The 14,759-nt window shown below is 26.4% G+C and carries 15 protein-coding genes and 3 pseudogenes; 7 read left to right on the top strand and 11 right to left on the bottom strand.

Annotated elements, in window-relative coordinates; all coding sequences use genetic code 11:
• Nucleotides 1-160, bottom strand: a pseudogene (locus OIO11_RS04370) (mannose-1-phosphate guanylyltransferase); the annotation flags it as partial.
• On the opposite strand from OIO11_RS04370, the gene OIO11_RS04365 reads away from it, so the two are divergent.
• The gene (locus OIO11_RS04365; protein ID WP_326497915.1) at nucleotides 137-601 is read left to right on the top strand and encodes a helix-turn-helix transcriptional regulator; all 465 of its coding nucleotides are present in this window, start codon (nucleotides 137-139) and stop codon (nucleotides 599-601) included. The pseudogene OIO11_RS04370 and the gene OIO11_RS04365 overlap by 24 nt on opposite strands.
• Before the next feature lie 141 nt (nucleotides 602-742).
• Here the strand turns inward: OIO11_RS04365 and OIO11_RS04360 are convergent, their stop codons facing one another.
• Both OIO11_RS04360 and OIO11_RS04355 read right to left on the bottom strand, forming a co-directional pair.
• On the bottom strand, nucleotides 743-877 hold the full coding sequence (locus OIO11_RS04360) for a hypothetical protein (RefSeq protein ID WP_268070147.1): 135 nt from the start codon (nucleotides 875-877) through the stop codon (nucleotides 743-745).
• A gap of 32 nt (nucleotides 878-909) precedes the next feature.
• A complete protein-coding gene (locus tag OIO11_RS04355; protein WP_268070146.1) occupies nucleotides 910-1,101 on the bottom strand; it encodes a hypothetical protein in 192 nt (63 codons plus the stop codon).
• A 404-nt stretch (nucleotides 1,102-1,505) separates the two neighbouring features.
• Between OIO11_RS04355 and OIO11_RS04350 the strand changes: the two genes are divergently transcribed.
• Both OIO11_RS04350 and OIO11_RS04345 read left to right on the top strand, forming a co-directional pair.
• Nucleotides 1,506-2,747, top strand: a complete 1,242-nt coding sequence (locus OIO11_RS04350) for an AAA family ATPase (protein WP_268070145.1) — start codon at nucleotides 1,506-1,508, stop codon at nucleotides 2,745-2,747.
• Between the two features lie 325 nt (nucleotides 2,748-3,072).
• Nucleotides 3,073-4,047, top strand: coding sequence for a hypothetical protein (locus OIO11_RS04345; RefSeq protein ID WP_268070144.1), 975 nt, complete (start codon nucleotides 3,073-3,075; stop codon nucleotides 4,045-4,047).
• Between the two features lie 524 nt (nucleotides 4,048-4,571).
• On the opposite strand, the gene OIO11_RS04340 is transcribed toward OIO11_RS04345, so the two are convergent.
• Together OIO11_RS04340 and OIO11_RS04335 are read right to left on the bottom strand one after the other, a co-directional pair.
• Nucleotides 4,572-5,381: a pentapeptide repeat-containing protein gene (locus OIO11_RS04340; RefSeq protein ID WP_268070143.1), complete on the bottom strand. Its 810-nt coding sequence runs from the start codon at nucleotides 5,379-5,381 to the stop codon at nucleotides 4,572-4,574.
• A 614-nt stretch (nucleotides 5,382-5,995) separates the two neighbouring features.
• A pseudogene (locus OIO11_RS04335) lies at nucleotides 5,996-6,544 on the bottom strand (O-acetyl-ADP-ribose deacetylase).
• Between the two features lie 153 nt (nucleotides 6,545-6,697).
• Here OIO11_RS04335 and OIO11_RS04330 point away from each other — a divergent pair.
• Nucleotides 6,698-7,123 carry a helix-turn-helix domain-containing protein gene (locus OIO11_RS04330; RefSeq protein ID WP_268070142.1) on the top strand — a complete coding sequence of 142 codons (426 nt, stop codon included), beginning with the start codon at nucleotides 6,698-6,700 and terminating at the stop codon, nucleotides 7,121-7,123.
• Nucleotides 7,124-7,263: 140 nt separating this feature from the next.
• Here the strand turns inward: OIO11_RS04330 and OIO11_RS04325 are convergent, their stop codons facing one another.
• Nucleotides 7,264-7,428, bottom strand: coding sequence for a hypothetical protein (locus OIO11_RS04325; RefSeq protein ID WP_268070141.1), 165 nt, complete (start codon nucleotides 7,426-7,428; stop codon nucleotides 7,264-7,266).
• Between the two features lie 182 nt (nucleotides 7,429-7,610).
• Here OIO11_RS04325 and OIO11_RS04320 point away from each other — a divergent pair.
• Nucleotides 7,611-7,757, top strand: a pseudogene (locus OIO11_RS04320) (ATP-binding protein); the annotation flags it as partial.
• Nucleotides 7,758-8,745: 988 nt separating this feature from the next.
• Here OIO11_RS04320 and OIO11_RS04315 read toward each other — a convergent pair.
• From OIO11_RS04315 to OIO11_RS04305, 3 genes are all read right to left on the bottom strand, one after another.
• Nucleotides 8,746-9,159 carry a transposase gene (locus tag OIO11_RS04315; protein ID WP_268070140.1) on the bottom strand — a complete coding sequence of 138 codons (414 nt, stop codon included), beginning with the start codon at nucleotides 9,157-9,159 and terminating at the stop codon, nucleotides 8,746-8,748.
• A 41-nt stretch (nucleotides 9,160-9,200) separates the two neighbouring features.
• Nucleotides 9,201-9,962: a transposase gene (locus tag OIO11_RS04310; protein WP_268070139.1), complete on the bottom strand. Its 762-nt coding sequence runs from the start codon at nucleotides 9,960-9,962 to the stop codon at nucleotides 9,201-9,203.
• 281 nt (nucleotides 9,963-10,243) lie between these two features.
• Nucleotides 10,244-11,095 (bottom strand): hypothetical protein, encoded by an 852-nt coding sequence (locus OIO11_RS04305; RefSeq protein ID WP_268070138.1) that lies wholly within the window; start codon nucleotides 11,093-11,095, stop codon nucleotides 10,244-10,246.
• A gap of 293 nt (nucleotides 11,096-11,388) precedes the next feature.
• On the opposite strand from OIO11_RS04305, the gene OIO11_RS04300 reads away from it, so the two are divergent.
• Nucleotides 11,389-11,985: an accessory gene regulator ArgB-like protein gene (locus tag OIO11_RS04300; RefSeq protein WP_268070137.1), complete on the top strand. Its 597-nt coding sequence runs from the start codon at nucleotides 11,389-11,391 to the stop codon at nucleotides 11,983-11,985.
• Nucleotides 11,986-12,090: 105 nt separating this feature from the next.
• Here the strand turns inward: OIO11_RS04300 and OIO11_RS04295 are convergent, their stop codons facing one another.
• Both OIO11_RS04295 and OIO11_RS04290 read right to left on the bottom strand, forming a co-directional pair.
• Complete coding sequence (locus tag OIO11_RS04295; protein ID WP_268070136.1) at nucleotides 12,091-13,344, bottom strand: sensor histidine kinase; 1,254 nt, start codon at nucleotides 13,342-13,344, stop codon at nucleotides 12,091-12,093.
• Between the two features lie 34 nt (nucleotides 13,345-13,378).
• Nucleotides 13,379-14,122: a LytR/AlgR family response regulator transcription factor gene (locus OIO11_RS04290; protein ID WP_268070135.1), complete on the bottom strand. Its 744-nt coding sequence runs from the start codon at nucleotides 14,120-14,122 to the stop codon at nucleotides 13,379-13,381.
• Nucleotides 14,123-14,341: 219 nt separating this feature from the next.
• Here OIO11_RS04290 and OIO11_RS04285 point away from each other — a divergent pair, with 219 nt between their 5' ends.
• On the top strand, nucleotides 14,342-14,506 hold the full coding sequence (locus tag OIO11_RS04285; protein WP_268070134.1) for a hypothetical protein: 165 nt from the start codon (nucleotides 14,342-14,344) through the stop codon (nucleotides 14,504-14,506).
• Nucleotides 14,507-14,759: the final 253 nt, after the last annotated feature.

Here is a 14,759-nt window from a genome sequence, read left to right as displayed (position 1 = left end):
TTCCCTCTATTAAATTATATTGTTCATTTATAGTTTCCTCTTCCTTTTCTGTTCCTACTTCTTTGTATATCTCCATCAAATTTCTATACATCTTTGGAAGATATTTTTCCATCTCCCTTAAGAATACGTCTGCTCTCTGAACCAAAATACAATAATTACCAATAACACAAAAATAGATGTCAAAGCTGAATTATTAAATAAATTACCTGAAACTACTGTTGGTAATAGGATTAGAAAACAAAGACTGCTAAAAGGACTTTCTCAAGAAGAACTGACAAGGTATATTGGCGTTGCTGATGGAACTATGGATACTTATGAATTTGATAGAGCTTTTCCATCACCTGAAAAACTAAAGAAGATTGCTGAATGTTTGGAAGTTCCTTTGGAGTATTTTTTTGATGGGTATTATGAGTTTGTGGTTGGGGATTATGGTAAAAAAATTAGGGATTGGAGAGAAAAAAATAAGCTTACTTTAAAAGAAGCTGCTATGGTTATTGGAGTTTCTGAAAAGACTTGGGGTTGGTGGGAGAAAGGAGTTAAGTGGCCGGATAGGGTTAAGTATTGGAAGTTAATAGATGCTATGAATAAGAAGGACTTGTAAATGCAAGTCCTTCTTATTTTAACACTTTCTTCTGTTGTGAATACACTTGTGAAGATAAAGCACACCTAACCACTATCCTAAACTAAAAAAACACCATTATTTATAGTACGATTCTCCTCACTTAGTTATATATACGATTTTTCATACTCTAACTTTTAGCTGTGGAGATTTATCTTCTTCAGACATTCTAATCCCTTTTACTAATACTTGTGCAGTTAATAATTTAGAATTAAATTTCCTATCTTCCCATAGCACTATTGGAAATATATTTTTCACATTCCAATCTCATATTAACATGTACACCTAAATTATCCACTATATTGGTTCATCTTTATCATAAATAAATTCCAGTTTTTAGATATTAATTTTATGTTTTTACTTGATGTTACTATTATCACTTTATTATTCACTTCTTCATCTGTTAAATTCTCCATCTCTTTCAAAAATTCTTTTAGTTTACTTTTAAGTCTTTTTGCACCCTTTATATTATTTGTAATCAAGAATGAAATATATTCTATCTCATTCCATGTTTAACATTATGCTTTAACTCATAATATTAACTTATCTTTTCAACCATAGTTCCATTCTAGATTCTAATATTTTTGATTACTATAATGACAATAACACAAATAGATTATACGAATTCCCCCCAACACCATATATAGTTATACGAGAAATTTTCTCATATAACCATTTAATTATTGCAATTTTATAAAAAAACCAAAGAATAACTATTGACTTTCATCAGGAAAGTAATTATAATAAAACTGTATTAAATATCAATTTTATATAATTATATGAGAAAATGGCTCATATTCATTGCCTAAATTAAAAACATTTATGTATTTTAATGAAAATACGTTTATATATTTTTAAAATTGATATTTGAGGAGGATGTTTATATATGTTAAGGTATTTTAAATTTACAAATTATAAATCATTTAAAAATGAAACGATATTAGATTTGAGAGCTAAAAATATTTCAGAGCATAAGAATCAAGTGTCAAAAATTAGTACAGATAAAAATTTAAATATTGTTTCTATATTTGGTTTAAATTCTGTAGGTAAATCAAATGTTTACTCTGCTTTTAAACATATGAGTTTATATGTAATAAACTCTTTTGCATTTGATGATAACAATAAAAAGAAACCGCCTAAGACTCCACCCTTTATTTTTGAAGATAAATTCCTAAATATTCCAACAAAATTTGAAGTTAGTTTTATAGGTAAATATGGAAATTCAAAAAAAGTTATTAATTATAGTTTTCACATAAAAAATAATAAAATAGAAAAAGAATCTTTACGTGTTAGAGCAATAAACAGCAAAAAATATACTAATATATTTGAAAGAAACCAGTTAAGTATTAAAAGTGAAAACAAAGAATTTATTAATTATTTAGAGAATTTAAACCAAGCTCTAAGTGATAATGTATTAATTGTATCATTAGGTGCTAAGTTAAATATAACATCATTATCAGATATAAGAAACTGGTTCCTAAAAAACAACGTAATTAATTTTGGAAATGAAATAGAGATATTGGTAAGAGATATCAATTTACCAGAATGTTTAATAAATGATAGTGAGAATAGTCATCGTGTTAAAAATAAGCTTATTAAATATTTAAGTTGTTTTGATGAAAATATAGTTGATTTTGATGTAAAAGAATTACCTTCAGGAGAAGATGAACCAAGGAATTTTTATGTAGATGTTGTATATAAAAATAACCAAGGTATAAATGTAAAGATACCTCTTGTTGAGCTATCCGCAGGCACACGAAAAATGTTCTCTTTATTTCAATATTTATTGAAAACCTTAGAAGAAGGTGGAGTATTATTTATTGATGAAATTAATGCTAAAATTCATCCATATTTACATAAATTTATAATTGAATTATTTGAAAATGAAAACAAATCAAATTCACAATTAATTTTTACTACACATGAAACTTGGTTGCTTTATGAGAAGTTAATTAGAAGAGATGGTTTTTATTTTGTAGAAAAAAACAATTTTGAATCCACATTGGTATCCTTATTTAACTGTAAAGATAGTAAAGGCAATAGAATTAGAAAAGATGCCAATTTCTTAGATTATTATTTAAATAATAAGTCAGGTAGTGAAATATGCTCAAAAAATATATTTGATTAGAAAATTATAATGAATAACAATTAATGCTAAGAGAAAAGAACACATATTTTTATGTTATGTGTTCAGCAACTATTGGAAGACGAGATATTACCAGTATCTCATTATCTTCGCATTACATAGAATGTAGTGTTATTATCCAAACATCTATGTATATAATCTTAACCATTCTATATAGATTATATACACTCAAATTTTAAAATGCAATAGTTCCTGATAATATTTAAAAATTTAGTAAATTTATTTGACTATATGTTTAGGTATTTATCTTTTTCTTTTAGTTTTATATAAATAATAAATATAAAAATAAAAGAAAGGAGGAATGTTTATGCAAAAACATTCCAAAAAAGAAGAACTTTTAACCGTTACAAGTAACTACAATCTTAAGTTAATTCAAAATGAAATTGAGTTTGTTGATGTGCCTCTTGAATTAGATTTACCATGTTTTATTAACCCTTTTGCTATACGAAAGTCTAAAGACAAACTTGTTATGAAAATGAATTATTTATTAAATAAGCATTTTAAGCATATGCTAAATTTAATAAAAGATAGTGAGAAAGAAGAAGCAATAAGACTCATTGAAGGATTTTCTGAGAAAAATACTAGAGGTATCCACTTTGGATATTCAACAGATAAAAATGGAAAATCAGTTGGAAAAATAAAGGCAAGAGACATATATAATGCTTTTAACAACAGTGTTGCAGTAAGAACTGGAAAGTTGAATGATATTGAAGAATGCACACTACTTCTTGAAAATGTTTCATATGATACAATTTCAGATATAATATTAAGTATTTGTAAAGAATCACTATTAGAGTTTACAATAAGCCAAGCTAACAAATATTTATTTAAAACAAGACCCTTTAGAATAAAAGTACTTAACAATAATAGTAAGTGGGTCTATAAAGAATTTAATTTACCATATAACCTAAAAAATAAAGAGGAATATATCATGCTTGTTCCTAAAAATATAGTTATCCATAAACCTAACTTAACTAGTGCAAGAGCATATTCGTTTATTTGGGACAAGTTAAAATGGTTTAAAAATAAAGAATTAAACCTCGCTTTAGTTATGAGTCTAGATGATAATATTCTGGAAGAACCAACACACAAAAAAGAGTTTAGGAAAACTATACCTGAAAGTAAAAAATCAATAGTTAAATTCTTTGAATTAAATCCAAATGAATTAAAATCAGTAATGGATAAGTACAATTTAACTAATAGCATTTTACCCAATGCAGATAACGAGATAGCAGATGCTTACACTACACTTTTCCAACGCTTTCACAATAATGCTGCTTAATTACTATATAGAAGAGCATTTAATATTCAAATATAAATTTAAATATTAAAATAAGAAAGCAATGCACATAATAAGTAACTAGGAGAAGTCTATAAAGCTTCTCCTTTTATAATGTTATAAGTTTATCTTACGAAAAAACCACACTTATTTATGGTACGGTTCTCCGTATCAATAGCAAGTGAGGTTTTTCAATAAAGCCATTTTAGATAATTTTATTAAATAATATTATATTAATATAGTATTTCAATAATTCTTTCTTCCTTATCATTTCTTAGAAGCCTCGTTAAAAATTTTCGCTGATATTCAAATTTATGTGAATTTTATACATCTCTTAATTTAATGTCATATTATCCGTAATAACTTACAAAAATTTGCGATAACAGTTGCAACTTGGTAAAATATTATGTATAATTTAAGTAGGGCAGCAGTCAATGGTGACTAAATATCTAGTATATTTAGTGAGTGGTTCGATTCCCTCCTGTTCCAAGACAATTATGTTGTTTTGGAAGAGGAGAGAAAGCTCTTTACATCAACTCTGGCTTTAATTTTTTTACTTTTTCTAATATTTCTTTATCAAGCTTAATGTATTTTAGTGATTTACACTTGATTAATTCATTCACATCTAGATTTAATGCACCTAATAAATTTGCTCTTTCCAAATCACAATTTGTAAAATTCACTTTATCCATATTAGCATTTTTAATTATTGAGTATCTTAAATCCGCATCTGTGAAATCTGCATATTCAAAATTACAATTATTCGCCTTTATGCTATTTAATTTAGCACCATTACATTTTATATGCCTTAGGTTGCTATTAGAAAAATCAACTTTTCGCATTATAGAATTAATCAAGTATGCACCTTGTAGGTTACACCCTTGCATCACAGATCCTTCAAAATTTGATTCAGATAAAACCGCACCCATTAACTTACTATTTGATAATGTAACTTTCTTCAAAATAATTGAGACCATAAAGCATTTCGAAATGTCTAACTCGTAAACTTCATGTTCTTGTAACCTTTTAATATTTCCAGCAATTTTAAATCCAGCTTCTTTGCCATCCCAAAATCTACAATCGTCTATATTCTCTTTATATTCTCTAATAATATCTTTCTTCTTATTCTTGTCTAATAGTACTGTAAAAACAATTGTTAATAAAATAAAATCTATTACACTACTATACATATTGGTTATAATCCCAGAGTAAAATAACTCTTGACCAAATAAACTAAAATGAATAATTATTGGAAAATAATTATATGCAACTGTCAAAACAAATGTAAAAGTTAAATATAATACTAGTAATTTAATCATATATTTATAATTTTTCATTAATGCCCTCCAAATTTAAATTATTTTCTGTAGTTAAAAATTAGAATATTAATATCATTATCTAAGATTAATTATTTGTATTATGGAAGCTTGTGTTTAAAGATATAATCCTAATTAATAATATACCATCTTGTACCACTTTTCAAATCCAAATAAGTAAGTATCACACTTATTGCACTCTCTTGCTCCCCTACTTTCCCATTATCTATATCTCGTTAATCTTGTTGAAAATTCATCCTTGATTATAATCTCATCTTCGTGTACCTCGTATCTTTTTAGAAAACTTCTTCTGTTATTTGGCTAAACTCTCAGTTTTAATGGTGTATATTTCCTTTGAGCTATCGGTGTTATTTTAATATTAGTAGGTTTATCCTATTTTGTTTAAATAACTAACACTGAAAAAACAGTTATACTAGATATATGAAGCTATTAAACAAAATCCTCACTTATTTATGGTACGCTTCAGCTTTCATAATCCTAAACTTGCATAATGTCAATCTAGTTGATCTTATTCTATTTATATTACTATACATATAATATAATATAATATAATATAATATAATATAATTAAACTAGTAAGTTCTATTATCATAAACCTATAGTTGTAAATATTTTCAAAGGATATACTGGCACTCTCCCATCCTCTCAGAATATAGCCCAAAATTTTCATCATCAAAACATACAAAAGTTACTTTTCTAATTGTATGGTTAGTTGACAAAAATTTAGCTACCTCTTCAAGTGCAATCTTAGCTGCAAGATCTTTTGGAAACCTATAAACTCCAGTACTAATATTGGGGAATGCAATAGTTTCTACTTTATTTTCAACAGCCACTCTCAAACTATTAATATAACAATTTGCCAATAACTGCTCCTCATCATTGTTACCGCCCCTCCATACTGGTCCAACAGTATGAATAACATATTAGGCTGGAAGTTTACCAGCTGTTGTTATCACCACTTCACCAGTTTTGCAACCACCTTGCTTGTTTCTTATTTCAATACACTCATTTAATATCTCTTTGCCACCAGCTCTATGAATTGCTCCATCTACTCCACCACCTAAAAGACTGCTATTTGCAGCATTCACAATTGCATCAACTTTTAACTTTGTAATATCTCCCTTAATTAATTCAATTCTTTCTTGAAATTGTTCTTTACCCATTTTGCTTTACCTCCCAACTACAAACAACTAAAATACTTTTATCTACTATTATATTTTATTGTTTAATTTTTTTACATAAATAGATATTTAAGATTTATATGTATTATTTTATCACAAACTTGTCCATAATCTTACTAGGAGGTGAATTTTATCATGACCATTAATCTTTCTTCTCTTGGAGCCATAATAAAAAAATATAGGAACTTCAAAGACTATTCTACTAAAGACTTAGCCGATAAACTAAATGTATCAGCTGGACTTATAAATAATATTGAGAATGCTAGAAATGATGTTTTTAAGTTAGAGCTGCTTATGAATGTTGTTAAGGAATTGGACATCCCTACAAGAGAAATCTTGACTAGCATACTTATTCCTCACCACAATAATACTGATACAGCAAAAAATACTTTAACAGCTGATGATTTTAAAGCTATAACCGACAAATACTTAGATCTCATATCCTCTCATTTCACTCTCTCCCTCTCACAATACGAAGATAAAGAAAAAGCTACTGAACTTATTGCAAATCATTTATTAGAAGAACTTAATTCAATCAAAGAAATAAAGAACTTGAAATAAGTCATTAAAAGTATTAATGGCTTATTATGATTACTTAGTAACCAAAATAAGCAGTTAAAATTTTTGAAAACTTTAGGAGGAAAATCAATGAAAAGGATAAAAAAGATATACGAGAAAAAGCGATAAAAGCTCTATTTATTTTATAACTCTTCTTTTCTTATAGCATGCACACCCGCTCTATTTTTAGGTATAACTTTTACAAATTTATTATACCTAATACTTGTTATTAAAAACCAACTAATATTTAAAACTGTAAATACTAATATAATAAATATGAGAATTCTTTTTTTATTAATCTTATTCATAAACTCACCACCCTATTTCCCTGTTTTTTTATTTCCTCATCATGGGTAACCAGTACTCCAAACAGTATTTTTTCCAATTTTAGCATATGCAGTTGTAGATGTACCTAAAACTCCTAAAATAGTTAAAACACTAAGTAATTTTTTAAATTTTTTCATAAAAATCTCTCCTTAATCTTTGTTTAAAATACAGGAGTCAAATATTTGTGGATAATATGCTAGTTAGCGCTATTCTTGATAGACTGGTTCATCATTCCAGTATTGTAAATATATTAGGTAATTCTTATAGAACAGCTTCTGCTCTCTCTAAGATATCTAATAAGGCTAACTAGCAAAATTGTACATAAAAATATTGGCACAATTGTGCAAAATAATCTTGACATTAATAGTAAGGCAAAAAATAACAACGCCCCCACCAAAACATGAAGAGCAATAAGAGAAATTTCCTAGGGGACTATTTGCCATCTCCTAGGGTTAATTAATTAATCTAAAGTTAAAGATATCTTTTTTAAAGGTAAGGGTTTATTAATATTTATTGATGAATTTTCAAATGAAATTTTAAAATCTTTTGGAAATATAGAATTACGAATATATGCTGTAGATATTCTTGTTGTTTTAGGGGGTTGAGAGGTGTTAGGNCAATGGTAGTATGTTTGAAAATATGTTTAGAACTATCTTTGTATAATATTTGATCTTCGTGATACCATGAATCAGGTACTGCTGACCAATCATTTTCCCACGTAATTAATAAAATATCTTTATTAAGAAATAAAGGAATATTACCATTTTTCCATTTGAAAAAACTATAAATATATCTACGTTTTTTATTTGTATATTTAGGGGCATCAAAAACCATTATACATAAATCAAGTTTTTTATTTGGAATAGATTGATTAATTTTTTTTTCAGATGAGGCTAGTGCTTTATCAATAAAATTACCAGTGTTTTTAATTATGTCATTTTTAAGATTCAGAGGAATAGTATTTATTAATTCTAAAGGAACTCCTTTTTGTTGTAAAAGCTTATTAATATGTTCTTCAGAAATTTTAGATTTTTCAACATATGAGGCTCTAGAGTTGTTTTTTAAAAAAATTATTGGTATAAAAATTATCAAAAATAATATTATAGATAATTTCTTAGATTTAGACATAATTGCCTCCTTATATTAGATTAAACACGTGAAAATTATATAATTGAGCAAATTGCACAATTATATTTTTAATATTTGTGAAAATAAGTTACTGAAAACACTAAAAAAGATAATAGCAAAGCTAAGTACTACCGTGCCTGTGGATAACTTATTAATTTTTCAAAATTATTCTACGCTACTTTTTTTAAGCCGTCAGGCTGATTGACTGCAATAGTACCTGCTCCTAATGTAATACAATTTAATAAAGCAAATATTTTAGCCTTACGGATTCCTGCAGAACGGATATTATCAGTACTCAGATATTCCTTTAAACGAGAGTTACACCTTTCAACAGAGCTTCTTTTATTGTAGAGATATTGCCATTCCTTTGAATCTCTTAAAGGATAACTATAAAATCTGTTATCTTTTTTATAATTTGCTTTATAGCATAGACCATATTTAGAATTACTACACCAATTCATCCCGTAGGGACAGTTTACTTTACCAGTTGCATGAGGACATCTAAACTTTAAATAGTTTCCGTCCTTTCCCCAATATGTTAATGGATATCCAAGAGAGCATATTGGATGAAAATTCTCATTCATGCCTTCTGGTGGAGCATATGCTCCTCTTGTGTTTAATGCTATTATAGGTTGAGCTTTAATAATATTGGTGATGTAATTATAAACTTTTTATAATCATAGCCTGAATCCATAATGTAATTTACTGATTCAAATATTGAACAATAGGTATTTTTGAATTTAGCTATTAGTGGCAAAGCCATATCTCCATCATTATAACTAGCAGGGCTAAGTAATATGCTTAATGGCAATTCACTTTTACAGTCAGCAAGTATGTGTAATTTAAATCCAAACCACTTTATTTTATTGCCATCTGTATCATTTTTAGCTCCCCAGTTAGGAGAGACTCCATCATTTTTAAGTTTAGATGATGGTTTAGATTTTTCATAAGCATTTAACTTAGTAGAATCTATGGCAACATTTGTACCATCAATAATATTTAATTCCTTTACTTTTAATATAAGAGATTCAAAGTCTCTTTCCAGCTCATTAGAGCTAGATATTTTATCTAAAAATCTGCTAAATGTTGAAGCAGAAGGTGCACAATCCAAAACATTAATACCGCAGGTATATCTAAAAACAGGATCTGCTTCAAGTCTATCGACTAATTTTTTTATTGTTTTAATTTGCTCTAATTGCATTGCAATTAATGAATATAACAAAGTTAAAGAATTCCACCCTTTCGGGCCGCGCACAGCGCTTTTAGAAGATAAAAAATTTAAGATATTAGTAAAATCTAATTGAGCAAGAATCATCTCTAATTTTGTTTTTTGTTGATATTTTATAATTTTCTCAAAGGATAATAAACATTGCTGTTGAATATACATAAGTGAGGTTCACTCCTTTTGTTGGTGATTTTGGTCGTACTTAATATATTCAACATTTGGGGGTGAATCTCCTTTTTGTGTTGAGAAAAATTTAGCTATATCAACAATTAAAAATTATGAAATTTGCTCAATTAAAATAAAAGTTCAATTAGAAAAATCATATTATGGCACATATATAGCCATCAAATAAAAAACACATAATTTTAAAATATACTTGATGGCTATAACACCTTATTAAATAAAAAACAAATTTAAAATACTTATAAGTTGATTTCTATTTTTTAAAGATCTAGATAGTGACTTGCACCTTTCGTATCACCTTTTCCATTAAGATAAAGTGAGGCAGGACCAAATGTAAAACCTAAACCACTCCAAGGACTTGTAGCATGAGCATATTTAGCACATACTTTATTAGTTGAAGGCTTCCCTTTTGTGTTTTGTTCAATAGTAACTCTGCCATAACCACCTACACTTTTTTCATACTTTCCAAAAGGAATAGCCCATGCCTTTAAATCTGCATCCCATGAAATACCAGTGGATTTTATATCTGCAACTGTAGAGTATTCAGAAAAGTCTGTTGAACCATCCTGATAACGAACTTCATCAACATGATACCATGAATCAGGTACTGCTGACCAATCATTTTCCCAAGAAATGGCGAAGCAATCAGTAAATCTACATAGAGGAACTCCATGTCCTTTCCATTTATAATAAACATAAATTTTTTGGCGTATTTTGCCCTTATAACTTTTAGTATTATAACATTGCATGTAGAAATCTAACTCTGAACTAGAAATATCTCTGCGGACTCTACTACCTTTTGGTCTTGAACCTACTTCGGCCCATTGGAAAGTTCCTGAATTTTGTATGATATCTTCTTTTAAAGCTAATGGCATATCATCAAGATAATACGATGGGAGTCCTTTTTTTAACAATTTTTGGTTTAATTCTTCTTCGTTTTGGGTTAATGTTTCTGTGCTTGTATTTTCTTCAAATGTAGTGGTTGCTTTAATGCTATCTGATAACTTAGAATCAGTATCATTAATAGTTGAAGCGTAGACTGTAGTTCCACCAATTAAGTTACAAGTAACAAGAGCAGTACATAATAGTTTGGTTATTTTTCCTTTATTCATAAAATAATACCTCCAAAATAAATTCTCTTCTGTATCTTTAATCTTGATCAAGATTTTTAACAATAAATAAAATAATATTATTGTTTTTAAATTAACAACTACATTCAGTTTAAGTAATTTTAATTAAAATTCAATACAAAATACATATCACGGAAATTTAAAAGCATAAGAAATACTTTTCTTATGCTTTTCCCTCTTATGTTGAATTTTTTCCCTCTTATGCTATATGCCTTTATAATTTCATTCATAATGTTTAATATATACTATGATGATTTATTGTAGGTGAACTAAATATGATTATTAAACTAACAAATAAAGTAACAAATTTTATAAAACAAAATAGTAATATAAAAAATACTGATGATCTAGAAAAAATTAATTATGCATTACAAGCTATTTTGAATGAAGTTTTTAAGATTATAATTATAATTACTTTATTCTTTTTCATAGGAACATTGAATTATCTATTATTCTCTATGGTAATTTTGTTTTCTATAAGGATTTTTTCTGGTGGTTTACATGCTAACACTTCACTAAAGTGTCTTATATGGTCAACATTATTTTTTACTATAACATCAGTAATTGGACCTCTATTGCCTGAATTAAACTCATTATTTTATTACATATTAGGTTTATTAAACATTTTAATAATTACCGTGAAATCCCCTTATCCAAATGCGAAAAGATCAGCTAAAAATAAAAAAAGAAGGTGTATTTTGAAAATTATAGCTATCTTCTCTACTATAGTATGGACAATCATTATATTGTTTTATTTAAATGATAAGTATTATTTAAATTGTGGTATTATAACAATTTCACTAATATCAATACAATTATTATATAATAAGAACAACGAGGAGATTAACAATGAAAAAATTCAAACTCTCTAAAAAGATGACTCATTTGTTGGGAATATGCCTAATTGCTTTTGCCCATATTATTTGCAATTCTGCTTCGGTTGGACTTTGGGAGAAATTGATCCTCCTGATAGTTTACTAAAGTAGTACTTTAAATATAGTATGATTATTTTTTAAAAGTAGTTGAACTTCTCCTTTATTTCGTTCAACTATTTTTTTTACATTATAAAGTCCATAACCTCTATTTGAACCTTTATTTGTTGAAAAACCTTTATTAAATATATTATTTATGTCTTCTGGTTTTATAGTTATACCATTATTACTAATTTCAATAACTTTCATTTTTTCTTCTAAATATATTCTAAAATTAACACTTTTCTCTCCATTAAAATTTTCAATAGCTTCAAAAGCATTATCTATAATATTTGTTATTATTTCTGACACCTCATAATCTTTTATATTTAAGTCTTCTAATGAATTATCTATTGAATAAGAAAATTCTATATCTTTTTTTTCTGCTTCATAAGCTTTGATGTATATTATCGCTCTCAATATGGGATTATCTATATATATAACATCTTCTATGTTTTTAATAGAATCATTTAATGTTTTTATATATTCCCTTAACTTATTCTTTAATTGTTTTTCTTCTGTAACCTCTACTAAACCATTTATAACATTCAAATGATTTTTAAAATCATGCTGTCTTTGCCTTATTTCATCTGTTATATTTTTTAAAATAGGAGTATATTTACTTTGCAAGTCAGAAATACTTTTTTCTTCTTGAATTTTAAATATGTATCGATATGAAAATATTTCAAAAATAAGTACTATAACTAATATTAAAATTAATTTAACCGTATTATCTAAAATTATATTTTTATCATAATCCCATATCACTTTTAAAATTCCTATATATGCCAAAGAATTTATAATAAAATAATAACCTACTTTATTAATAATATCTATTTCAAAATATTTTTTTTTACTTGGAACAAAGTAATATATAACTATTGAAAAAAACATTACCGCTATATTGCCACTGAAATTAAATATAAATGTTCCTTCAAATTTTCCAATCAAAACTTTTAAAATAAAAATAGTTATAATTTGAATCAATATAATAGTAAATACAACACTTAAAAACTCTAAACATGTCCTTATAAATCTTTTTTTATAAAATAATGAAACACATAATATAATTACTAAATAACTAGAACATATATTAATATAAATATTTCCATGAGTTATACTCGAAACAAATGTACTAATTAATATTATTGCTAGATTTTTCATTATTTTATTATCAATACATGAACCAAATTTTAACCATAAAATAAAAATTGATATTAATTCAATAAATGTCATTATAAATTCTCTAATTATGTACATATTTACCTACTTCCTTTACCCTATAGTAACAAGTTTAATTAGTCAAGTTAAATATATTCATTACTTTATTTTTAAATTTATAACTCAAAGGAACCGTTTCTTTATATCCTTTAAAATATATTTCATAAGCCTTTACAAGAATCTTTTCTATTTTGCTTATATAATTTATATTAACTGCAAATGACTTATGGCACTGTACAATCTCTTTATATTGAATTAATTCTAGTGCTTTTTTTAAAGTTAATCCAGCAATCTTATATTTACCATTTGTAGTATGTATAGTGCATGTCCTTAATCTAACCTCAATAAAAATAATATCTTTTATATCTATCTTCACCTTAATACCTTTTATCAACTCAAAAACAACGTCTTGTTTGTCATCCTTATTCTCTTTAAAATTATTATTCTTAATGTATTCAATAATACGTTGTGCCATATTTTTTACTTCTTCTTTGCTATAAGGCTTTAAAATATAATCATAACAATGTACCTGTTTGAATGCTTGGGTTATATATTCCATATGAGTTGTTATAAAAATAATCCATCCAAATTCATATTTAGGCATCTGTCTAAGTTGCAATGCAAGATCTAATCCTGAAGAATTCTTTAAAGAAATATCTAAAAAAAATAGATCTATAAAAATATTCTCTAAAATATCTAATGCTTCATCTTTATCAGACGCTTCATAAATATTTAATTTAGCATCTATTTCATATAACATCTCCTTTAAAATTTGCCGCTGGTTAATATCATCTTCAACCAAAAGAATATTTCTCATCATCATCCCCCCAATATTTAATTAAATTAATCATATAATTACGTATATTACATTTTTTTCAATGTTTATATCATACTAACATATAATCTAAATTTCAACAATATTCATCTAGATATTACAAATCTCCCAAACACACATAACAAAATAATTTGATAATCCTCATCATTTCTTCCAAATATTAATATACATATACTAATCACTACTCTGGAGGCATCCTATTTGAAACAATCCAACATCACCGTAAAGATAAACAAACCAGAAAACATGGATAAACTTATAGAAAGGTATAGTATGGCAGCAGCTCAAATCATTGCAAAAAAACTACCAAAACATACATTAAATAATTTGATAAAAGCAAACATAAACTTCCAGTTTCTGTTATGACCCCAGGGTTCATGGCAATATCTGAAAAGTTATTACTTGCTAGTATTTTTGATTTTAAAACTTAATTTATAGATAGTAATCTTAAATATGCGTTGCTTTATTCTTCTATTTTCAAGCAAACTAAATAAAAGCCTACAGAATTTCCACTCTGTAGACTCCTAGCTACTATTATAGGTACTCATCATATTTCTTTTCATCTTTTATTTGATTAACTAAATATTTTAACTCCTGATCTTTGTTCTTATCCATTACA

The sequence above is a fragment of the Clostridium sp. ZS2-4 genome (genome assembly GCF_026719745.1).
In the GTDB taxonomy this organism is placed as follows: domain Bacteria; phylum Bacillota; class Clostridia; order Clostridiales; family Clostridiaceae; genus Clostridium_H.
Note: the sequence above shows the minus strand (reverse complement) of the source record. Positions and strands in the feature narration are given on the sequence as shown.